Here is a 23,142-nt window from a genome sequence, read left to right on the forward strand (position 1 = left end):
TCGCATGGCGAAGCAGTGCGGCCGGTGGGCCGGGCATCTCTCCACCTGGATCAGAGGCGATCGGCTCGGACGTACCTTGGGGTATGCCCTTCGCCAATCGCCTTTTCCCGGACGAACACCTGTTCCGGCAGAATGATTCAATCTGACCCGGAAAGGCTCTAGGCGAACTTCGCGATCCATCCTCTGATCACTGCAGGCATCACTTCGGGCGGAAGAAGCTGGACCAGCATGCGCAGCGAGTAGATCCCAGTCAGAGCTACGGCCAAGGTGCCGATCCCTATCGCCGGCCATAACGGCAAGACCCAAAACGCCGAGAATACCAGCACCGATGCAGGCAGGAAAAGCAGCACGTGCCTGCGGTTGGCTGCGGATCCGCGGAAGCCGGTAAGCCGCCGCACGATCACGTAAATGAGGATGCTATGCCAGACGTAGAGGCCGAAAAACGCCATGCCGGCTCCTGGCGTACCGAACTTCGATACGAAGTGCCATGCCAGCCCTACATGCACGAGCGTGGCCGCCACCTCCGTCCAGAAGAAAATGGATTGTGCACGCTTCGCCAGGATGATGAAACCCATCGGCCACGCGATGATCCTGAGCATCATGCCAAGGCAGATCCAGCGCAAGAGATCAACCGCGCCATGAAACTCCGAAGAATAGAATAGGCTCATCATGAGCGGCGCCAAGGTCAAAGTGGCGAGCAGACCGGGGCCGGCAAGAAGGATGCTGATTTCCATCTGTTCGTTAACCAGGCGGTTGCATTCGGCATGATTATCCGCAGTCGTGGTCAGGCGCGGATAGAAGTCCGTTCCCATCGCCTGCAAAATGAAGCCGGCATAGAGACCGCCCAACCCCCAGGCTGCCTGATACAATCCTGCGGCCATCACGCCCCCATCCTTCAATATGATGATGCGGATGGCATAGGCCGCGCCGAAGGTTAGAAGTCCGCTCGCCATGAACACGGCGCCAAATCTCAGCAGAGGTGCCCACTCTTGGCCAAATTGGCGAGCCGACATTCGCGGCGAGTGTGCGCCTATCCGTCTGCTGTACCACCAGGTGGAGAGTGTTGTGACGGCCGCAATCGCTACGACGGAGGGTGCGATCGCCTGCGCGCCGAACAGGTAAATCAGCGGGACCGTGATAACCGTGCCGAAAAAACCTGTGAGCACATTGATGCGGGCAAGATTTGCAATGCCACGTAAGCCCTGGATCAACGCCGTCTGCCCGGACGACACTATCCGGAAAAATACGGCGAGCGAGAGCAGTGCGATGCCACCGGCGTGCTGGTAGGCGCCGAAGGTGAACCCCGAGACGGGAAATGCCAGCGCCGCAAGAAGGAGCGCGCCAACCACCCCGAGTACTATCGATATGCGTCTCAACGCCTTCGCCGACTGTGCGATCCTCGCTTCGTCGCCGGTACCGGCGGCCTCGGCGACCTGTCGCACCCCGCTGCCGCCCAGTCCCAGGCCAGCGGCCGTTTGCGCGATATCGACGATTGACTGGTAGAGGCCCATGAGCCCCACGCCTTCAGGCCCAAGCAGAACGGCCAGGGCCTTGTTGCGAATGATGCTTAAAGCGACGTTCACGAGCGAGGAACCGCCCATCAGCATCGTCGACTTGAGGATCTGGGTATAAGTCTGCCCACTGGCTGGGATCATGCGCAAAGTCATCAATCATCCTTGGCCGCTATGCTGTGGGGCGGGATCTCCGGCGCGCTGTCGCCGACATGTTTACCAACGCCGCTTCGGAGATATGCGGCAAAGGCATTCCTGTTGGGGCAGGGAGCGAATTCAAGACCTGGTCGGGTTTATAACAGCTTGTCGCGCACGTAGTCGGAACGCCTTGGTGCTGCTCAATCGTCCGCTGCGAGCTCGTTTGTAATACATGCTTTTCGCGGGTCACTGGCTTGCCTGACTGGCGTGTGTCTCAGTTTCACGCGACAGGTCGGCGGGCGCGGCCTGAGACACCGGATCGGCAATTGGGGTTCGAACGACCCTCACAACATCACCCGGGATCAGCGCCGTTGTTTCGGAGGCCTGGAACTGCCTGATTTGCCCTTCGCTTCGCCGGCTCACCGTAAACGTCAGCGGGAGCGCCTCGTCGGTGGTAGTCGAGCCTCCTGCCGCAAGGTCATCGAGAAGCAGTTTTTGCGTCATCTCGCGCTTCAATTTGAACTGATCGAGGCTTGCCTGTTCCGACTGCAATTCGGAAGCGACTTCGCTTCGCCGCGTGTCATAAAGCCCCTCAAGATTTCGCGTTGTCTCACTGATCGCCTGACGGCCCCGCATGATGGCGGTGACAAGGTCGAGCCGATCGGAGCGGTAGGTGGTGAGCAACCGTTCCAGATCCAATTGACGCGACGAGAGTGTGAGGCCTTTCGAAACCAGCGTTTTGACGCTGGTCAGCTGCTCCTCGATAGATTTGATATTGTCCTCCGAGCCCTGCACCTTCTCGCCCAGCATGCCGACTTCACTGTTCAAAAGATCACGCAATTCCGTGAGCGCCTTCGACTGCCTGTCCAGCGCATTTGCACGAGCCTGAAAAATAACCCGTTCCTCGTTGTATATTCCCGCAGCGTATCGCTGATCGACGCCGACCGTCTGATCGAACGAGATCTCCTTTGCCCCGATCATCTCTGCTTGGAGCCGTGCTAATTTGGCAGTGCTGCGCAGCAGCGAGTGGTCGATTTCCCGCAATTCGCCTGCGAGTTTGATCGTCTGCGATTGCTGCTGACTTGTGGCGCGGAATGGGCCACCGCTCATTGCCAGGGATTGCAGGACGGTAAGTCCGGAACGGAATTTGTACTCCCCAGGCGTGGTTACGTCTCCGACGACATAGATTGGCGGGTATTCAAGAATTTCGATGGTGACGGCGGGTGGCTGAACCAATCCGATTTTTTCTTGCAAACGCTTGGCAATCTCGGTTGTGAGGCTGGTGTTATCGAGATTGCCGACGGAAACGGATCCAAGAAAGGGCAGAAAGACAGCGCCTTCATCCGAGACGGTGTATTCGCCGCCAAGCGCATCCCATCTTTCATATTGGCCTTTGGACTGCATCCATTGGACAATCGTCAGACGGATTTTCGTTTGCGGAGCAAAAGCAGCGTCATTGGCGAGAGCCGGCGGTACAGTTCCGGCAAGAAAGACCAGTGTACTGATGACAAGTGTCGCCGGAAAAAACACGTTGAGAACGCGATACGATAGCTTCATTTACATGTCCAGCCTGCAATAGCATCCTTAAACGGACACCGGTTCAACGCCTTACGCGTTACGCGAGCGTCGGGCACCAGGTCCGAAGCCGTAATGCCAGTGTGCAATCTGGCGAAGCCTTGAGGAAGGTGGCGGTTGTTTGCTTCGCCTAATCACTATTGATGAGGTGGGGGAGGGTGCTTAACCTAAACCGGGCAGCAACATACACCTTCGTTGCGATACAGAGGCATTGGCCCGGGAAATCAGGTGATCATGCGCAGGAAGAGGCGCGCTCGCCGCGCAGGACAACGATCCCTTGCGGCAGAGCCATTGTTTGGATCGTCGATTTCGAGACGTTGATATTGACCGGCGGCGCCGCCTTAACGGTCGGAGCAAAGGAAAAAATGCCCCGAAACGAACACCTTGCGTGTCTCGCGCATCACGTGGCCGATGCCAACAATGCCGTTGCCCAAAGGATACCGCCTGTAGAGCGAAAGGCGTAGGACCTACTCGCTTATTTTTGGGCTATCATTCAGGGCTTCGTAGCAAACGATCCCCGTAGAATCGATCCCGATAATCTCGCGAGAGAGGGCCCCGCCATGTATCGCAACGCTCGCCGGTGGACATCACGCTCACTCCTGCTGGATTCGTTGGTTCCCCGATGGCTGACCGTCGGCGGAAAGGGAAGGCCTGGCAAGCCTGCCGATAAGCGCGAGGATAGTGCTCAACTTGCGACATCCGTGCAGACGGCCGATGGAGACAAGCATGATGGTACGCTTGTCGACAATCCCTACAACAACGCGGCGCTCAACGAGCACGATGTTGGTCCGAGTGGGGGCGTGATTGGCGACGCGGAAGGTGGGGTGGATATCAACCACCTAGCGCTGCCCTTGCCTGCCCTGCCTGACGCTTTCACAGCAAATCGCGAGACAGGGGTTCGAAGCGGGGACACTGCCGCGTCTCGGTTGTTCGCCCACACGCCTGGTTTTGCAAGTTTCGAGCGGGACGCGCACGGTGTCGCATTCGGGGCTCAATCGTCCCTTTATCGCACCTACGCTGGAATGAGCCTCATAGGCGACGATCCTTTGGCTCCGTATCTGTCGCAAAGCTCTTCACCGATAGTTTCGGGACAGGGTTCTGCCGCGGTGACGGGCGAGCGCGCGCACTCGGGCAACGTCGTCATCCTCGAATCGAGCCCGTCAGCGCAGGCGACCGCGCAGCATGATGGAGTTAACTCGCTGGCTTTTGGCATGCCCTTTGGTGTGTGCGGATGCGGTTATTTTACCTCTCCTACGCGGATTCTCGATTGGGCCCATGGCGGCGCCGTGCTCCAACAGGACGGTCAATTACCGGGAACCAGGCTGACCGAGGGGCCGGACTTTGTATCGACGATCAAGCGGGCCATCGGCGCCTCGATCAGCGACCCGCTTCTCGATCGTAACCTTTCCCCTCTCTCGGGCTGGCGCGGGACCGCAACATGGACGGATTCGCCGATCTTGAACGGATCGTTGCCAGGCGGCGGAGAAATCGGAACGGGCACCGCCACATCCAAGGGTATCGGCACTCTTTCCGGCTCGGTGACGACGCCACCTTCAACGCAGCGGTCGTTGACGACGCAAAATCTGGCGGCCGCGGCTGCGGCAAGCAACCTGATCGTGCTGGAAAATCAGAAGCAGGGTAACCCAGAGAGCGAGTGGGGCATCGACGGTGCCGGTAGCTCCAACATCGAGGGATTTGCGACCGACATCAGCGTCGACAATGGCAAGACGATCAGCTTCAAGATCAATACGAATTCCACCAACTATCGGATCGATATATACCGGCTCGGCTATTATGGCGGCATGGGCGCGCGCAAGGTCGACACCATTCAGCATACCGGATTGCAGAATCAACCTAATCCGTTGCGCAATGCGACGACCGGCACGGTCGATGCCGGCAATTGGGCCGTGTCGGCCTCGTGGACCGCACCCGAGGACGCCGTATCAGGCGTCTATATCGCCAAGCTCGTGCGTCAGGATGGCACCTCCGGCGAAAATCACATCCCGTTCATCGTGCGCGACGACGACAGCCACAGCGACATCGTCTTTCAGACGGCAGACCAGACCTGGCAAGCTTACAACGGTTGGGGTGGCGCAAACCTCTATGGCGGCAACGGTCCGGCGACGGGGCAGGGTGCGGGTCGCGCCTATGCGGTCAGCTACAACAGACCGATCGCGACCCGCGGCGGGGTTGGCACTTTTGCCGGTCCGCAGGATTATCTGTTCGGCGCCGAATATGCGGGCATCTACTGGCTGGAACAGAACGGCTATGACGTCTCCTACCTGTCGGGTGTCGACGCCGACCGCTATGGCAGCCTGTTGCTCAATCACAAGACCTATGTTGATGCTGGGCATGACGAATACTGGTCTGGTCAGCAGCGGACCAATGTCGAAGCAGCGCGCGATGCGGGCGTCAACCTGATGTTCTGGAGCGGTAACGAGGTCTATTGGCGCACCCGTTGGGGCAATGCCTATAGCGCCGACGGCACGCCCTATCGCACTCTGATCACCTATAAGGAGACATTTTCGCCCGGCGCGAGCATCGACCCTTCGAACGAATGGACAGGCACATTCCGTGATCCGCGCCTCAGCCCACCCGCCGTCGGCGGTGGAAACCCGGAAAACTCACTGACCGGACAGTTGTTCAAGGTCGATGATGTCGGCAGCAATCTCGCCGCCATCACGGTCGGATATGACGACGCCAACCTGCGCTTCTGGCGCAATACGAGTGTTGCCAATCTTCAGCCTGGCCAGACCGCAACGCTCACCAAAAACTATCTTGGTTACGAATGGGACGAAGCGGTCGATAACGGCTTCGATCCGGCTGGCCTTGTCAAGCTGTCGTCGACGACGCTTCCGGTCAGCACCTACTTGCTTGACTACGGAAATACCACCGGCAATGCGACGTCGACCCACAATTTGACGCTCTATCGTGCGCCGAGCGGTGCACTGGTGTTCGGCGCCGGTACCGTGTACTGGACATGGGGCCTGAGCGACAATCACGACAACCAGGCGACTCCGACCGATCCCCGCGTACAGCAGGCAATGGTCAATCTGCTTGCCGATATGGGCATTCAGCCTGGGACGCTGCAATCCGGGCTTGTCGCTACAACCGGTTCCACGGACCATGTTGCACCGACCTCCGTCATCACGGTGCCCGCGACGGTGGCCGTCGGATCCAACGTGACGATTACGGGCACTGCTGCCGACACGGGCGGCGGGGTGGTCGCCAGCGTGGAGGTTTCGACCGACAACGGCGCGAGCTGGCATCCAGCGACAGGCGATGAGAACTGGACCTATAGCTGGTCGCCGCAGGTCGCCGGTAGCTACACGATCCGGTCCCGCGCCGTCGACGACAACATCAACCTTGAAACACCCTCCGCCGGGCGAACGGTCACCGTCAGCGGACCGAGTTACACGTCTCTGTTCGGTTCGGCGACGCCAGCGGTCGTCAACACCGACGATACCTCAGCCGTTGAACTCGGGGTCAAATTCCAGACCTCTGTGGCAGGGACCGTCACCGGGATTCGCTTCTACAAGGGCAGCCAGGATACGGGCACGCACACCGGTTCTTTATGGTCGAGCACCGGTACGCGGCTTGCGACCCTCACCTTCACCAACGAGACCGCCAGCGGCTGGCAGATCGCCTATTTCACCAGTCCGGTGGCGCTGACGGCCGGACAAACCTATACAGCGTCTTACCACACGAATACCGGTCACTATTCGACAACCGCCGACTACTTCATCTCCAATGTGACGAGTGGGCCTCTGACGGCGCCGGCCAGCGGCAACGGCGTATACACCTATGGCAGCGCCAGCCTCTTCCCCACAGGCACATTCCAGTCGACGAACTATTGGGTCGATGTGATGTTTAGCACGTCGGGATCGAACACGACGCCGACGGCAGTTGCCGATGCGGGGGATGCGACCGAGAAGGGTGGCGTGGGCAACGGTTCGGGTGGTGTGGTTGCCAGCGGCAATGTGCTGACCAACGATACCGATACGGATGCCGGTGACACCAAGACGGTGACGGCGATCCGCTTCGGCGCCACAACCGGCACGCTCGGTTCGGCACTGAACGGCACCTATGGCAGTCTCGTGCTCAGCGCATCGGGCGTCTATAGCTATGCCGTCAACGAGACCAATGCCGCCGTGCAGGCATTGCGGCAGTCGACCAACACGCTGAGCGATGTCTTCAGCTATACGATGCGTGACACGGCCGGCGCCACCGCCACGGCCAGCCTCACCGTCACCATCCATGGCGCCAACGACGCGCCGGTGCTGGCGGTCCAGACGGCTAGCCAGAACGCCACCGTCGGCTCTGCCTTCTCGTTCACGCTGCCGACGACGACCTTCACCGATGTCGACAGCGGCGAGACGCTGGCCTATGCGGCAACGTCCGCCGACGGCACGGCGCTGCCTGGCTGGCTGAGCTTCAATGCCTCGACGAGGACCTTCTCCGGAACGGCGACGACATCAGGTACCTATGGCGTCAGGGTCACGACGACCGACCTTGGCGGCCTCACCGCCACTGAGACCTTCAACATCGCCGTGTCGACATCAGGCAACACGACGCCGACGGCGGTTGCCGATGCCGGGGATGCGACCGAGAAGGGTGGCGTGGGCAACGGTTCGGGCGGCGTTGTTGCCAGCGGCAACGTGCTGACCAACGACACCGATGCGGATGCCGGTGACACCAAGGCGGTGACCGCAGTCGGCTTCGGCGCGACATCAGGCACGCTCGGTTCGGCGCTGAACGGCGCCTATGGCAGTCTCGTGCTCAGTGCATCGGGCGTCTATAGTTATGCCGTCAACGAGACCAATGCCGCCGTGCAGGCATTGCGGCAGTCGACCAACACGCTGAGCGAAGTCTTCAGCTACACGATGCGCGACACTGCCGGCGCCACCGCCACGGCCAACCTGACCGTCACCATCCATGGCGCCAATGACGCGCCGGTGCTGGCTGTTCAGACGGCTGCCCAGAACGCCAGCGTCGGCACAGCCTTCTCCTTTGTCCTGCCGACAACGACCTTCACCGATGTCGACAGCGGTGAAACGCTGACCTACACGGCAACGGCTGCCGACGGCACGGCACTGCCTGCCTGGCTCGCCTTCAACGCCACGACGCGGACCTTCAGCGGCACACCGACGACATCCGGCACCTATGGCGTCAGGGTGACGGCAACCGACCTCGGCGGCCTTGCCGCCAACGAGACCTTCAATATCACTGCGACAGTGGCGCCTGCGACCTACAGCCTGTTCAACGCCTCCAGCACACCGGCCCAGACCAACCTCAACGACGGTCAGCAGCTCGAGGTCGGCGTCAAGTTCCAGTCGAACGTTATCGGTGATGTCACCGCCATCAAGTTCTACCGCAACGCCAACGACAACGGACAGAACGTCGTCGATCTGTGGACCACGACCGGCACCAAGCTTGCCACCGCCACCTTCACCAACACCACGGCGAGCGGCTGGCAGACGGTGAACTTCACAACGCCCGTCACCATCGCCGCCAACACCACCTATATCGCCTCCTACCACACCACCGGTGCATACGTGGCTACCAACAATTTCTATACGACCGCCGTCACCAGTGGTCCGCTGACGGCCCAGTCGAGCGCTGTCGCCGGCGGCAACGGCGTCTACCGCTATGGCGGATCCGCCACCGTAGGCATTTTCCCGAATGCCACCTTCAACGCTGCCAATTATTGGGCCGATGTGGTCTTCCGTCCGGCATCGACAACACCGAACACGACGCCGACGGCAGTTGCCGATGCGGGGGATGCGACCGAGAAGGGTGGCGTGGGCAACGGTTCGGGTGGTGTGGTTGCCAGCGGCAATGTGCTGACCAACGATACCGATACGGATGCCGGTGACACCAAGACGGTGACGGCGATCCGCTTCGGCGCCACAACCGGCACGCTCGGTTCGGCACTGAACGGCACCTATGGCAGTCTCGTGCTCAGCGCATCGGGCGTCTATAGCTATGCCGTCAACGAGACCAATGCCGCCGTGCAGGCATTGCGGCAGTCGACCAACACGCTGAGCGATGTCTTCAGCTATACGATGCGTGACACGGCCGGCGCCACCGCCACGGCCAGCCTCACCGTCACCATCCATGGCGCCAACGACGCGCCGGTGCTGGCGGTCCAGACGGCTAGCCAGAACGCCACCGTCGGCTCTGCCTTCTCGTTCACGCTGCCGACGACGACCTTCACCGATGTCGACAGCGGCGAGACGCTGGCCTATGCGGCAACGTCCGCCGACGGCACGGCGCTGCCTGGCTGGCTGAGCTTCAATGCCTCGACGAGGACCTTCTCCGGAACGGCGACGACATCAGGTACCTATGGCGTCAGGGTCACGACGACCGACCTTGGCGGCCTCACCGCCACTGAGACCTTCAACATCGCCGTGTCGACATCAGGCAACACGACGCCGACGGCGGTTGCCGATGCCGGGGATGCGACCGAGAAGGGTGGCGTGGGCAACGGTTCGGGCGGCGTTGTTGCCAGCGGCAACGTGCTGACCAACGACACCGATGCGGATGCCGGTGACACCAAGGCGGTGACCGCAGTCGGCTTCGGCGCGACATCAGGCACGCTCGGTTCGGCGCTGAACGGCGCCTATGGCAGTCTCGTGCTCAGTGCATCGGGCGTCTATAGTTATGCCGTCAACGAGACCAATGCCGCCGTGCAGGCATTGCGGCAGTCGACCAACACGCTGAGCGAAGTCTTCAGCTACACGATGCGCGACACTGCCGGCGCCACCGCCACGGCCAACCTGACCGTCACCATCCATGGCGCCAATGACGCGCCGGTGCTGGCTGTTCAGACGGCTGCCCAGAACGCCAGCGTCGGCACCGCCTTCTCCTTTGTCCTGCCGACAACGACCTTCACCGATGTCGACAGCGGTGAAACGCTGACCTACACGGCAACGGCTGCCGACGGCACGGCACTGCCTGCCTGGCTCGCCTTCAACGCCACGACGCGGACCTTCAGCGGCACACCGACGACATCCGGCACCTATGGCGTCAGGGTGACGGCAACCGACCTCGGCGGCCTTGCCGCCAACGAGACCTTCAATATCACTGCGACAGTGGCGCCTGCGACCTACAGCCTGTTCAACGCCTCCAGCACACCGGCCCAGACCAACCTCAACGACGGTCAGCAGCTCGAGGTCGGCGTCAAGTTCCAGTCGAACGTTATCGGTGATGTCACCGCCATCAAGTTCTACCGCAACGCCAACGACAACGGACAGAACGTCGTCGATCTGTGGACCACGACCGGCACCAAGCTTGCCACCGCCACCTTCACCAACACCACGGCGAGCGGCTGGCAGACGGTGAACTTCACAACGCCCGTCACCATCGCCGCCAACACCACCTATATCGCCTCCTACCACACCACCGGTGCATACGTGGCTACCGATGGCTTCTTCGCCAACGGCGTCAGCAACGGTCCGCTGTCGGCGCTATCCAGCGCTGCGGCTGGCGGCAATGGCGTCTATGCCTACGGCGGATCTGCCACCACAGGTCTCTTCCCGACCAGCACCTTTGACTCGGCAAACTATTATGCCGATGTGGTCTTCCGGCCGCAGCTTGCAGCTTGACGCGTCGAACGAGGTTAAAGAGGGTTTCGAATGAGGCTCATAAAACGCAAATGACAGTCGCTCCGAATGCCCTCATTCAAGGGATGCTGATAAACAGCATCGACCGGCTGCCGGTGACGGTGCTCTCGGGTTTTCTCGGCGCCGGCAAGACGACGCTTCTCAGCCACGTGTTGACCAATCGCGAGGGCCTGCGGGTCGCGGTCATCGTCAACGATATGAGCGAAGTGAATATAGACGCTAGTCTTATTCGAGACGGCGGCTGTAACCTGTCGCATACGACGGAGACGTTGATCGAGCTCAGCAATGGCTGCATATGCTGCACCCTGCGCAACGATCTCCTGACGGAAGTGCGGCGACTGGCCGAAGAGGGGCGATACGACTATCTGTTGATAGAGGGGACCGGCATTGCGGAGCCATGCCCTATCGCGGCAACCTTTTCATTCCGCGACGAAAACGGTGTTTCGCTCTCCGATTTTGCGAAACTCGACACGATGGTGACCGTCGTCGACGCCACAAGCCTCTTGGCCGACTACACCAGCGCTGATCTGCTTCGCGATCGCGGCCTGCAGCGCGACAGCGAGGATCGGCGGACGCTTATCGACCTGTTGGTGGACCAGATCGAGTTTGCCGATGTTGTCGTGATCAACAAGATCTCCGATGCGACCGAGGAGATCCGCGCGGAAGTCCGCAAGACGGTGGCTGCACTCAACCCGGATGCCCGCCAGGTGGAGACGGACTTCGGCAAGGTTTCTCTTGCAACCGTCCTCAGTACAGGCCTCTTCGATGAAGCAAAAGCCGCCGCTCACCCGTTGTGGCACAAGGAACTGTACAATCCGGGCGATCATGTTCCGGAGACGGAGGAATATGGGGTATCGAGCTTTGTCTATCGCACGAGACGTCCCTTCGACCCCAAGCGGTTTCGAGCATTCCTGGACGAGCCCTGGCCGGGGGTAATCCGCGCCAAAGGCCATTTCTGGCTTGCCACGCGCCCGCGTCACGTGGGTCTGATGTCGGTTGCCGGGGTGCAACGGCGCTGTGAGCCTATGGGGCTCTGGTGGGCGGCCGTTCCCCGACAAGACTGGCCTAGCCATCAACAGTTTCGCCAGCATCTCGAGAGCCGATGGGACAGCGCTTGGGGCGACCGTCGGCAGGAGCTCGTGTTCATCGGTGTTGATATGGACGAGACAGGCGTCCGCACCGCGTTGGACGACTGCCTGGCCAGCTCGGACCCGCGGGACTGGTCGGCTCTCGAAGATCCGTTTCCGGCCTGGTAGCACGGGACGCGGGAGTACCGGGGTCGACGCAAAAGTACCGGCTCGACCGGCCGGACCGGCGAGACAATACCGAACTAGAATTTCTCTTCACCCAGAGTCGGCCACTGAGCAGTAGCCGGAGGCTGCTTTGCGGGCTTGTCGGGTCGGGTATGCGGTGTGGGTCATCATATCGGAGTACGGAGTATCACCCAAATACCCCAGATTGCTGTCGTACGTTCCCCTTCGAAAGCTGGCAGGATGATTTCGTCCAATGCTGGTCGACGGGAAACGGGGACGCCGCTCTTGCTGAGATTTCATGTGAGGAATCGCGAATATCTAAGTACTGCCGGCGGCACGCCGAGCGTCTGTCACCCACCCTCTGTCTGGACCGCATTGGTTGGAACTGCGACCGTGGTGTCTTCAAGCACTCAGGGTTCCTACGGCTTTGCCAATCAGGACAGCGCAACCGTCCAATCCTCTTTCTCAGGCACTGTCACATCTTCCCTGATTTCATCAGGCGACACGCAATCATCCTCCGCATCGTCGACGGCGATGCCGGCGCCTGCGGGAGATAGCGGCGCGCAAGACAGTTTCACGAAGACGGCGTCCGCTGCGACGGTGTTCCAGACGCCTTCCTCGACACCGCAACGCACCGTGCTTGCCCCGGATCCGTCCGAGGAGGCTGCGACACTGCCCGCCGCTCCCGCGCTGACGGGCGTTACCACCGATGCCGACACCGGAAGCGCCAAGACCGCGGCGCCGGTCAGCACTTCCAGCACTCTGGGCGCGACTTCGTTGCGCCTTCAGGCCTCGATAGCATCTGTCTCTCTGGAGCCCAGCCAGGACGTTTCTGCTGAGACGACCGCGGCCCCGACAGCATTGGCGGCAGCGGCGGTTTCGGCTGCGGCGACGCCCAACAAAATCGCGCTCGAAAACCTGAAACAGGGCAACCCGATCAGCGAGTGGGGTCTGGAGGGCGATGGCGGTGGCACCATTCAGGGTTTTGCCACCGAAATCAGCACGAATATCGGCCAGACGGTCGATTTCAAGATTGCCACCGATTCCACCCACTACCGCATCGATATTTACCGCATTGGCTATTACGGCGGAGCCGGCGCGCGCAAGGTTGACTCGATAGAGCAATCGCTGACATCGGCGCAGATCCAGCCGCACCCGATCGTCGACATGTCGCTCGGCCTCATCGATTGCGGCAACTGGTCGGTATCGGCGAGCTGGGAGATTCCCGACGACGCCGTTTCGGGCGTCTATTTCGCCAAGCTCGTGCGCGAGGATGGCACCGAGGATGCAAGCATCATCCCCTTCGTCGTGCGCGACGATGCCTCGACCAGCGATATCGTCTTCCAGACATCCGATACCACCTGGCAGGCCTATAATGCCTGGGGCGGCGCCAGCCTCTATTACGGCGAAGTCCCCGTCGATCCGGCCGACATGATCGGCTACCTGCCGCCGAACTGCAGCTGCGGGCTGACCGCGATCGGCCGCGCCTCGGCCGTCAGCTACAACCGCCCGATCATCACCAATACCAGCCCGATCGGCGGCTCGCATGATTTCATCTTCGGTGTCGAGTCTTCGGCGATCCAGTGGCTGGAGCAGAACGGCTACGATGTTTCCTATATCTCCGGCGTCGATGCGACGCGCAGCGGCAGCCTGCTGCTGAACCATGATGCCTATCTCTCCGTCGGTCATGACGAATACTGGTCGGCCGAACAGCGTGCCAATGTCGAGGCGGCCCGCGATGCGGGTGTGAACCTCGCCTTCTGGAGCGGCAACGAGTGCTACTGGAAGGTGCGCTGGGAAAGCAGTATCGACGGCAGCGGCCAGGCCTATCGCACCATGGTCTGTTACAAGGAGACCTGGGGCACGAGCACGGATCCGAGCAGTACCAGCACTGGCACCTGGCGTGATCCGCGCTATACCGATCCGGGGCAGGAGCCGGAGAATTCGCTGACCGGCACGTTGTTCCAGGTGGACAGCTACCGTTCCGATACGATCACCATCCCCTACGACTATTCGAACCTGCGCTTCTGGCGCAACACCGATGTCGCCGAGCTTGAGGAGGGCGAGACCTTCAATCTCGTGCAGAACCTGCTCGGCTACGAGTGGGATTCCGACGTCGAAAACGGCTTCCGGCCGGATGGCCTTATCAACCTGTCGCTCTCCTCGATCGCGGTCAGCACCTATCTGCGCGACTACGGCACGACGGTCGGCGATGCGCAGGCGACCCATAGCCTCACCATGTACCGGGCCGAAAGCGGCGCGCTCGTCTTCGGCGCCGGCACCGTCTTCTGGTCCTGGGGCCTGAACGCCAACCACCAGGGAGCGGAGACGCCGACCGATCCCAACGTGCAGCAGGCGATGGTCAACATGTTCGCGGACATGGGCATCCAGCCGACTACGCTCGATGCGAGCCTGATCCTCGCGACCCAATCGACCGACGCGTTGAAGCCCACCTCGTCGATCAGCTCGCCGATCATCGGTGCCAGCTTCGTCGAAGGGCAGCGCGTCACCATCACCGGCACGGCGCAGGATTTCGGCGGCGGCATCATTGCCGGTGTCGAGATCTCCACAGATGGCGGCCAGCACTGGTTCAAGGCCACCGGCCGCGAGAGCTGGAGCTATAACTGGGTCGTCCAGGCGAGCGGCACCTATACGATCCTGTCGCGCGCCGTCGACGACAGCGTCAATCTGGAGGCACCATCGGCCGGCAAGCAGGTTACTGTCACCCTGCCGGGCACACAGGGCCTGTGGACGCTGGCGGAAAAGCCTGCGGTGGAAACGGCAATCGATCGAGATCCGGTCGAGCTCGGCCTGCGCTTCCAGGCAACGACGGCAGGCTCGGTGCAGGGCATCCGCTTCTACAAGGGCTTCTACAATACCGGCGACCACGTCGTCAGCCTCTGGTCCGGCGACGGAACGCTGCTCGCAACAGGCGTGTCGGCGGGTGAATCGCTCTCCGGCTGGCAGACGGTGATGTTCTCCTCGCCGATCCAGATCGCCGCCGGCACGACCTATGTGGCCTCCTATCACAGCAACGGATTCTTCTCCGTCACCGAGAATTATTTCAACGAGCCCTATGCTAGCGGCGCGCTGAAGGCCGTCGATGGCGGCGGTGTCTTTGCCTATAGCGGCACCAGCACGTTCCCCGGCCAGAGCCCCGGCGGCTCCAACTATTGGGTGGACGTGGTCTTCGGTGCCGGCCCGAACAGCCAGCCGGTCGCAACCGACGACGGCGGGCTGATCATCGGCCATAACGGGACGCTTGTTATCTCGATTGCCGCACTCGCAGCAAATGATGTCGACGCCAATGGCGATGCGCTGACCATCACCGCCGTCGGCAATGCGCTGAACGGCACGGTTGCTCTCAACACGCAGACCGGAGCCATCACCTTCACGCCGGCTAGCAATTATTCGGGGCCGGCAAGCTTCACCTATACGCTGTCGGACGGCCGCGGTGGCACGGATCAGGGCAATGTCAGCCTCACGGTTCAGCCAAGTCCGGCCGGCGAGACGCTGTTTACCGGCAGTGAGGGACCGACCGGCGGCAGCTTTAACGACAATACGGCGATGGAACTCGGCATGAAGTTCGTCGCCTCCGCAAACGGCACGATCTCGGGCATCCACTATTACAAGGCTGCCGGCGACACCAGCGTGCACACTGGCTCTATCTGGAGGGCCGACGGCACGCTCGTCGCCACGGTCACCTCCACCAACGAGTCGCTTTCCGGCTGGCAGACAGCAACCTTCTCCACGCCGCTTCAGATCACGGCGGGTGCGACCTATGTCGCCTCCTACCACACGACCGGCAGCTATGTGGCAACGGCAGGCTATTTCAACACGGCACATACCAACGGCTCGCTGACGGCGCTGGCCGGCACGAACGGCGTCTATGCCGTCGGATCGGGCTCAACCTTCCCGACCCAGAGCTACCAGTCGTCGAATTACTGGGTCGATGTCGTCTTCAACCAGTCGACGGGCAACACGGTGCCGGTTGCCGCCAACGACAACGGCTACACGACCTATGCCAACACGGCCCTGTCGATTACCGCGGCCAACCTGCTTGCCAACGACAGCGACAGCGATGGCGACCCGCTGAACATTACTGGCGCCAATGGCGCGGTCAACGGAACGGTGACCTTCAACAGCCAGACCAACTCGGTGATCTTCACGCCGAATTCGGGCTATACGGGCGTCGCAAGCTTCTCCTATTCGATCTCGGACGGCCATGGCGGCACGGCCTCGGCCACCGTCAGCCTCACTGTCAATTCGCAGCCCGGCGGCGGCACGACCTCGAGCTTGTTTACAAGCGCCGACACGTCGGGTGCAGCCGCCGCCAACGACGCCAACTCGGTCGAACTTGGCGTCAAGTTCATCGCTTCCGCCAACGGCCAGATCACGGGGCTCACCTATTACAAGAGCGCTCAGGATACCGGCACGCATGTCGGCTCGCTCTGGACCACGAGCGGCCAGCTCCTTGGCCAGGCAACCTTCATCAACGAGACGGGAAGCGGCTGGCAGACGGTCTCCTTCACGCAGCCGATCAATGTCACGGCCGGCGTCACCTATGTGGCGAGCTACCATTCGAACGGCTTCTATTCGGCAACCGCAAACTACTTCACGACGGACTTTACGAGCGGCGCGCTGACGGCGCCGGCAAGTTCGGTCAGCGGCGGCAACGGCGTCTATGCCTATGGCACGGGCAGCCTGTTCCCGACCGCCTCCTACAATGCCAGCAATTACTGGGTGGACGTGCTCTATCAGCAGGGCGCGCAGAATTCAGTTCCGGTCGCAACCAATGACAGCGGCTACTCGACAAATACGGGCACGCCGATCACCATCCAGGCGTCGGCGCTGCTTTCAAACGACAGCGATGCCGATGGCGATCCGCTCACGATCACTGGTGTCAGCGGCGGCGTCAACGGCTCGGTCGCATACAATGCCCAGGCCCAGACGGTGACCTTCACGCCGACCGCAGCCTATTCGGGACCGGCGAGCTTCAGCTACGCGATATCAGACGGCAAGGGCGGCACGGCCACGGCCCAGGTTGCGCTCATCATCAACAACCCGGCTGCAGGCCCGGAGCAGAATCTCTTTGCCGCCAATGCAACGCCTGCAATCGTCTCCACCAACGACAATCAGCAGGTCAATCTCGGCATGAAATTCCAGGCCGATACGGCAGGCTGGATCACCGGCATCCGCTTCTACAAGGGTGTCGACAATACAGGCCCGCATAACGGCTATCTCTGGACTGCTTCGGGCACGCTGCTCGGTAGCGTCGCCTTCAGCAACGAAACGGCAAGCGGCTGGCAGACCGCGACACTCACCCAGCAGGTCGAGGTCGCCGCGGATACGACCTATGTCGTTTCCTACAGCACCAACGGCAATTATTCGGCGACCGGCAATTACTTCAGCGCCGATGTGACGAATGGCGATCTCAGGGCGCTCAGCGGCAGTAACGGCGTCTATGCCTATGGGTCGAGCGGGTTGTTCCCGAGTGCCAGCTATAACAGCACAAACTACTATGTGGACGTAGCATTCAGACCGCAGCTCGCGGCGTAGAAAAGCGAGCGGGGAGTACCGATGACGAATGCAGACAACAGACTTCCGGTCACGGTCCTTGCCGGGTTTCTCGGCGCCGGCAAGACGACGGTCCTCAATCATGTTCTGCACAATCGCGAGGGACGTCGAGTCGCCGTGATCGTCAACGACATGAGCGAGGTCAATATCGATGCCGATCTCGTCCGAGACGGCGGAGCCAACCTGTCGCGGACGGACGAGACGCTGGTGGAGCTCACCAATGGCTGCATCTGCTGCACTTTGCGCGACGATCTTCTGAGCGAGGTCCGCCGGCTCGCTAGCGCTGGCCGTTTCGACTATCTGCTGATCGAGGGCACCGGCATTGCCGAGCCTCTGCCGGTCGCAGCAACCTTCTCCTTCCGCGACGAGAGCGGCGCGGCACTCTGCGATGTCGCGCGGCTCGACACGATGGTTTCCGTCGTCGATGCGGTCAATCTGCTGGCCGATTATGCCAGCGCGGAATTCCTGAGGGATCTTGGCGAGAGCCGGGACGGAGATGACGAGCGTAGGCTCGTCGAGCTCCTTGTCGAGCAGATCGAATTTGCCGACGTCGTTGTCATCAACAAGGCCACGGAGGTGACGCCCGTAGCTCTTGCCGAGGTTCGCCGCATCGTAGCCGCACTCAATCCCGACGCCCGCGTCATCGAAACCGGCTTCGGCCGGCTAAAACTCGACGCTATCCTGAATACCGGCCTCTTCAGCGAAGCGAGAGCTGCCCGCCATCCGCTGTGGCACAAGGAACTCTTCGGTTGGGGCGATCATGTGCCGGAGACCGAGGAATACGGTATTTCGAGCTTCGTCTATCGCAGCCGCCGGCCGTTCGATCCCTCCAGGCTGCGGGATTTTCTCGACAGGAAATGGCGGGGCCTCATCCGCGCGAAGGGTCATTTCTGGCTGGCGACGAGGCCCAACGAGATCGGCCTGCTGTCGATTGCCGGCACCCAGTGCCGCATCGACACCAAGGGCTTCTGGTGGGCGTCGGTGCCGAAAGCACACTGGCCGCGCCATCCTCAATTCCGCCAGCTGCTCGACCGGCATTGGGACGAGGTCTGGGGCGACCGCCGCCAGGAACTGGTCTTCATCGGCGCCGGCTTCGACGAGGAAGCCATCCGCACCGCGCTCGACGACTGCCTGACCGGTGAGGAGACAGGCTTCGATCCGCAGACCGCCGCCGGGCTTCGGGACCCGTTTCCGGCGTGGCAGCACGCACATTGAAATAGTTAGAGCGTCCTAATGGACGTAAGGCGCCCTAAGGTGAAGACGTTTTGATTATCAACCAAAGGAGAGAACAATGAGCAACGAACTTTATGCAGATGGCATCGGCGAAATCACCATCACCGGAACGATCGTGCGCATCGACCTGATGTCGCTCTCGGCCACCGATCGTGACGCCAACAACAATCCGAAGCCGGTCTTCCGCCAGCGCATCATCATGCCGGTCGATGCCTTCGCCAATGCCGTCGATCTCATGCAGAAGGCGCTTGGCGGGTTGGTCGAGTCGGGTGCGGTCCGTCGCATCGGCGATATGCCAGCTGCGGCGGCTGCCGATATTCAGACGGTGCAGGCCGGCGCTTCGAACGCCTCGCCGAACTTCAACTGATAAAACAGGTCTAGAGCGCCGTGCGTCCATTCGGACGCACAAAGACGCTCTAACTTTTCAAATCGAAGCCTCGGTCTCGTATTGTTTCGGGTGGGCCATGAGTGGTTTTCTGCATACCAACCTGCACTGTCTTGCGCTCGTAGCGCGTCATCACGGCGTCGATCTTGCTCCTGAACGACTGCAGCACGATTATGCCGTCGGCAACGATCCCGTTGCCATGCGGCAGTTGCTGCGCATGGCCAAGGATGCCGGCCTCAGAGCAAGGCATCTGACGCTCGACTGGCGATCCCTGTTCCAACTCGGCGAGGCCTTCCCGGTGCTCGCTGAGCTGACGAACGGCAATTGGGTGGTCATCGCCGGTGCTGTCGGGAGCGGGGAGGATGAGAGAATCCGCGTTCTCGACCCGCTGGCATCACGCGCCGAGGTGATGATGCTCAGCGAAGAGCAGTTCGCCAAGGCCTGGCTCGGATCGGTGATCCTGCTGAAGCGCAACTATCGCATGTCCGATGAGGATCGGCCTTTCGGCTTCCGCTGGTTCGTCCCCGAGATCATCAAGCAGCGCAGCTTCTTCCGCGACGTCGCGCTCGCCGCCTTCGTGCTTTACGGGCTGGGGCTGACCACGCCGATCTTCTTTCAGCTCGTCATCGACAAGGTGCTGGTGCATCAGAGCTATGCGACGCTGACGGTTCTGACGGTGGGCATCGCGATCGCGCTCGTCTTCGACGCGACCTTCACCTTCCTGCGCCGTTATCTGCTGCTTTATGCGACGAACAGGATCGACATCCGCGTCGCGACCCGCACCTTCGGCCATCTGCTCAATCTGCCGATCGCGCTCTTCGAGCATGCCTCGGCCGGCGTTCTCGTCAAGCATATGCAGCAGACTGGGCGCATCCGCGAATTCCTGACCGGCCGGCTGTTTCTTACGCTCCTGGACGGCGTTTCGCTGCTGGTCTTCGTGCCGATCTTGCTTCTCTACAGCGTCAAGCTGACGCTTGTCGTGCTCGGTTTCGCCGCCCTCGTCGGGCTCGTGGTGATGATGCTCGTCGGGCCGTTCCAGCGCCGGTTGCAGGCGCTTTACCAGGCCGAAGGCGACCGGCAGGCATTGCTGGTGGAAACCGTGCACGGCATGCGCACCGTCAAATCGCTGGCGCTGGAGCCGCGCCAGCGCAAGGTGTGGGACGATTATTCGGCCCAGTCGATCTCCGTGCGTTTCCGGGTCGACAAGATCTCGACCATCGCCCAGGCGATGACCGGGCTGCTGGAGAAGCTGATGAGCGTCGCAATCATCGGCCTCGGCGCGCTCGATGTCTTCAGCGGCGCGATGACGATCGGCGCGCTGGTCGCCTTCAACATGCTCGCCGGCCGGGTCTCGGGACCACTGGTGCAGATCGTCACAATGGTGCACGAATATCAGGAAGTCGCGCTCTCCGTGCGCATGCTCGGCGAGATCATGAACCAGCGGCCGGAGCAGGCGGGCCGCGGGCGAGGTGTTCGGCCGCATCTGCAGGGCCGCATCGAATTCGACAGGGTCAGCTTCCGTTACGGCCCGGATAGCGCGCCGGCGCTGGACAATGTCTCTTTCGCCATTCCCGCGGGCTGCCTCTTCGGCGTGGTCGGCAAGAGCGGCTCGGGCAAGACGACGATCACAAGGCTCATCCAGGGGCTCTATCAGAGCCAGGAAGGCCTCGTGCGCATGGATGGCTATGACAGCCGCGAGATCGATCTCGTGCATCTGAGAACGAGCATCGGCGTCGTGTTGCAGGATAGTTTCCTGTTTCGCGGCTCGGTGCGCGAGAATATTGCCGCCGCCAAGCCCGATGCCAGCATCGAAGAGATCATGGAAGTCGCCCGCATCGCCGGCGCCGAGGAGTTCATCGAGCGCCTGCCGCGCGGCTTTGACACGATGCTGGAGGAAAACGCCTCCAACCTGTCAGGTGGCCAGAAGCAGCGGCTTGCCATTGCCCGCGCGCTTATCACCGATCCGAAGCTGTTGATCTTCGACGAGGCGACGAGCGCGCTCGACCCCGACAGTGAGGCGATCATCCGCGATAATCTGAGCCGCATCGCCGCCGGCCGCACCGTCATCATTGTCTCGCACCGGCTTTCGACGCTCGTCGATGCCGATGCCATTCTCGTCATCGAGCGTGGCAAGGTCGCCGATATCGGCCGGCATGATCAGCTCGTATCGCGCTGCATGACCTATCGTCACCTGTGGTCCCAGCAGATGAGGCAGGTCGCATGAACGCGCACATTAGAAAACCCAGCGAAAACCTGCCGGTCCCTTCAGGCAAAGGCCCTTCAGACAAGGGCCCTTCGGGGAAGGGCAGGGAGCTCACCGCCCGCCCGCCGTTGCCGCCGGCAATTGCAGAATTCCAGTCCGACGCCGTCGAGCTGGAGGAACGCGCCCCGCCGCGCATTGCAAGGATGACGCTGTACTGCGTGACGGCGCTGATTGTTTCGGCGATCATCTGGGCCTCGGTCTCGTCGATCGATGAGGTGGTGATTGCGCCCGGCAAGCTCGTCACCACCCAGCCGACGATCGTCGTCCAGCCGCTCGAAACCTCGATCATCCGCACGATTGAGGTGAAGGTCGGCGAAGTGGTGCATGCCGGGCAGACGCTCGCGACCCTCGACGCCACTTTCAGCCAGGCCGATGTCGACCAGCAGCAGGCGAAGTTCTCCGCGCTCGACGCGCAGGTGAGGCGCATCGAGGCCGAGCTTGCCGGCGACGACTACACGAAGATGGCGGGAGATGCGCCCGACCAGGTGCTGCAGGCGCAGCTCTTCGGCCAGCGACAGGCCTTCTACATGGCGCAGCTGCAGAATTTCGAGCAGCAAATCGCCGGCCAGTCGGCCGCTCTTGCGGCGAGCAGGAACCAGGAGGCCGTGCTCAACGACAGGCGCGATGGGCTCTCTCAGATCGAGGCAGCGCGGGAGCGGCTCTATAACAAGCAGAGCGGCTCGCTGATCACGTTGCTCGGCTCGCGTGACGCTCGCCTTGACGTCGAGTCCGACCTGACCGCTGTCCGCGGCCGGGCAGACGAGGCCGCCCACGCCTATGCCAAGCTCCGAGCCGACCGCCAGGCCTTCATCGAGGATTTCCGCCGCGCCGCAATGGAGCAGCTGGTGGAACTGCGCGGCCAGCGTGACATGGCTGACGAGGAACTGAAAAAGATGGAACTGCGCCGCAACATGGTGGCGCTGACCGCACCCGCCGATGCCGTCGTGCTCGATCTCGCCCACCGCTCGGTCGGTTCAGTGGTGCGCGAGGCGGAACCGGTCGTGACGCTGGTACCGATCAACGTGCCGCTCGAAGCCGAAGTCTCGATCAACACGCGCGACATCGGTCGCGTAGCCGTCGGCAAGGAAGCCCGCATCAAGCTCGACGCCTATCCCTTCCAGAAATATGGCACCGCCACGGGCGAGGTGAGAACCATCAGCCAGGACACCTTCCTCACCGGCCAACAGGAGCAAACAGAGACCCCGAGCCAGCCGGCCGCCCCCTTCTTCAAGGCGCGGATCCTGCTTGCCGATACCCGGCTGAATGCAGCAGGCATGCCGGTGCGGCTACTTCCCGGCATGACCGTGTCCACGGAAATCAAGGTCGGCAACCGTACTGTGATCTCCTATTTCCTGTATCCGCTGCTGCGTGGCCTCGATAACGCAATACGCGAACCGTAGGATGTGACGGATCAGTTCGCCCCGGCGAGATCCCGAGTGAGCACATGCACTGCCGCTACCATTGTCATGTGTCCGTCGACCACCTTCGACAAAATCTCGATCCGCTGCAGATCACGCTCGCTCATCGCAATCATTCCCATCCGCAATCTCCCAGGTCATCAAACAAGGGGAGAGTGACATTC

10 protein-coding genes are annotated in these 23,142 nt (G+C 61.6%); 7 read left to right on the plus strand and 3 right to left on the minus strand.

The window, feature by feature from the left end; translation table 11 throughout:
* Nucleotides 1-158: 158 nt before the first annotated feature.
* Both AC244Q_RS32665 and AC244Q_RS32670 read right to left on the minus strand, forming a co-directional pair.
* The gene (locus tag AC244Q_RS32665) at nt 159-1,667 is read right to left on the minus strand and encodes an O-antigen translocase (protein WP_012760114.1); all 1,509 of its coding nucleotides are present in this window, start codon (nt 1,665-1,667) and stop codon (nt 159-161) included.
* 228 nt (nt 1,668-1,895) lie between these two features.
* On the minus strand, nt 1,896-3,206 hold the full coding sequence (locus AC244Q_RS32670; RefSeq protein ID WP_012760113.1) for a polysaccharide biosynthesis/export family protein: 1,311 nt from the start codon (nt 3,204-3,206) through the stop codon (nt 1,896-1,898).
* A 578-nt stretch (nt 3,207-3,784) separates the two neighbouring features.
* On the opposite strand from AC244Q_RS32670, the gene AC244Q_RS32675 reads away from it, so the two are divergent.
* The 7 genes from AC244Q_RS32675 (at nt 3,785) to AC244Q_RS32705 (ending at nt 22,960) form a co-directional block, all read left to right on the plus strand.
* Nucleotides 3,785-10,831, plus strand: a complete 7,047-nt coding sequence (locus AC244Q_RS32675; protein WP_487764165.1) for a DUF4082 domain-containing protein — start codon at nt 3,785-3,787, stop codon at nt 10,829-10,831.
* Nucleotides 10,832-10,881: 50 nt separating this feature from the next.
* Entirely contained in the window at nt 10,882-12,105 is a 1,224-nt protein-coding gene (locus tag AC244Q_RS32680) for a GTP-binding protein (protein ID WP_206641037.1), read from the plus strand.
* A 237-nt stretch (nt 12,106-12,342) separates the two neighbouring features.
* Nucleotides 12,343-17,661, plus strand: a complete 5,319-nt coding sequence (locus AC244Q_RS32685; RefSeq protein WP_128405804.1) for a DUF4082 domain-containing protein — start codon at nt 12,343-12,345, stop codon at nt 17,659-17,661.
* Nucleotides 17,662-17,682: 21 nt separating this feature from the next.
* Nucleotides 17,683-18,894 (plus strand): GTP-binding protein, encoded by a 1,212-nt coding sequence (locus AC244Q_RS32690; protein ID WP_128405803.1) that lies wholly within the window; start codon nt 17,683-17,685, stop codon nt 18,892-18,894.
* A 76-nt stretch (nt 18,895-18,970) separates the two neighbouring features.
* A complete protein-coding gene (locus tag AC244Q_RS32695; protein ID WP_012760108.1) occupies nt 18,971-19,279 on the plus strand; it encodes a hypothetical protein in 309 nt (102 codons plus the stop codon).
* 97 nt (nt 19,280-19,376) lie between these two features.
* Nucleotides 19,377-21,521 (plus strand): peptidase domain-containing ABC transporter, encoded by a 2,145-nt coding sequence (locus AC244Q_RS32700; RefSeq protein WP_012760107.1) that lies wholly within the window; start codon nt 19,377-19,379, stop codon nt 21,519-21,521.
* Nucleotides 21,518-22,960 carry an HlyD family type I secretion periplasmic adaptor subunit gene (locus tag AC244Q_RS32705; RefSeq protein ID WP_012760106.1) on the plus strand — a complete coding sequence of 481 codons (1,443 nt, stop codon included), beginning with the start codon at nt 21,518-21,520 and terminating at the stop codon, nt 22,958-22,960. Before AC244Q_RS32700 ends, AC244Q_RS32705 begins: the two co-directional genes overlap by 4 nt.
* Nucleotides 22,961-22,971: 11 nt before the next feature.
* Here the strand turns inward: AC244Q_RS32705 and AC244Q_RS32710 are convergent, their stop codons facing one another.
* Nucleotides 22,972-23,100: a hypothetical protein gene (locus AC244Q_RS32710; protein WP_012760105.1), complete on the minus strand. Its 129-nt coding sequence runs from the start codon at nt 23,098-23,100 to the stop codon at nt 22,972-22,974.
* Between the last annotated feature and the right edge of the window lie 42 nt (nt 23,101-23,142).

This window comes from Rhizobium sp. CB2179 (genome assembly GCF_057653455.1).

Bases quoted from the DNA above. Each gene is read 5' to 3' on its own strand.
- AC244Q_RS32685 (WP_128405804.1), top strand. From the start codon at position 12,343: ATGATTTCGTCCAATGCTGGTCGACGGGAAACGGGGACGCCGCTCTTG.
- AC244Q_RS32695 (WP_012760108.1), top strand. From the start codon at position 18,971: ATGAGCAACGAACTTTATGCAGATGGCATCGGCGAAATCACCATCACC.
- AC244Q_RS32675 (WP_487764165.1), top strand. From the start codon at position 3,785: ATGTATCGCAACGCTCGCCGGTGGACATCACGCTCACTCCTGCTGGAT.
- AC244Q_RS32690 (WP_128405803.1), top strand. From the start codon at position 17,683: ATGACGAATGCAGACAACAGACTTCCGGTCACGGTCCTTGCCGGGTTT.
- AC244Q_RS32680 (WP_206641037.1), top strand. From the start codon at position 10,882: ATGACAGTCGCTCCGAATGCCCTCATTCAAGGGATGCTGATAAACAGC.
- AC244Q_RS32705 (WP_012760106.1), top strand. From the start codon at position 21,518: ATGAACGCGCACATTAGAAAACCCAGCGAAAACCTGCCGGTCCCTTCA.
- AC244Q_RS32700 (WP_012760107.1), top strand. From the start codon at position 19,377: ATGAGTGGTTTTCTGCATACCAACCTGCACTGTCTTGCGCTCGTAGCG.
- AC244Q_RS32670 (WP_012760113.1), bottom strand. From the start codon at position 3,206: ATGAAGCTATCGTATCGCGTTCTCAACGTGTTTTTTCCGGCGACACTT.
- AC244Q_RS32710 (WP_012760105.1), bottom strand. From the start codon at position 23,100: ATGGGAATGATTGCGATGAGCGAGCGTGATCTGCAGCGGATCGAGATT.
- AC244Q_RS32665 (WP_012760114.1), bottom strand. From the start codon at position 1,667: ATGACTTTGCGCATGATCCCAGCCAGTGGGCAGACTTATACCCAGATC.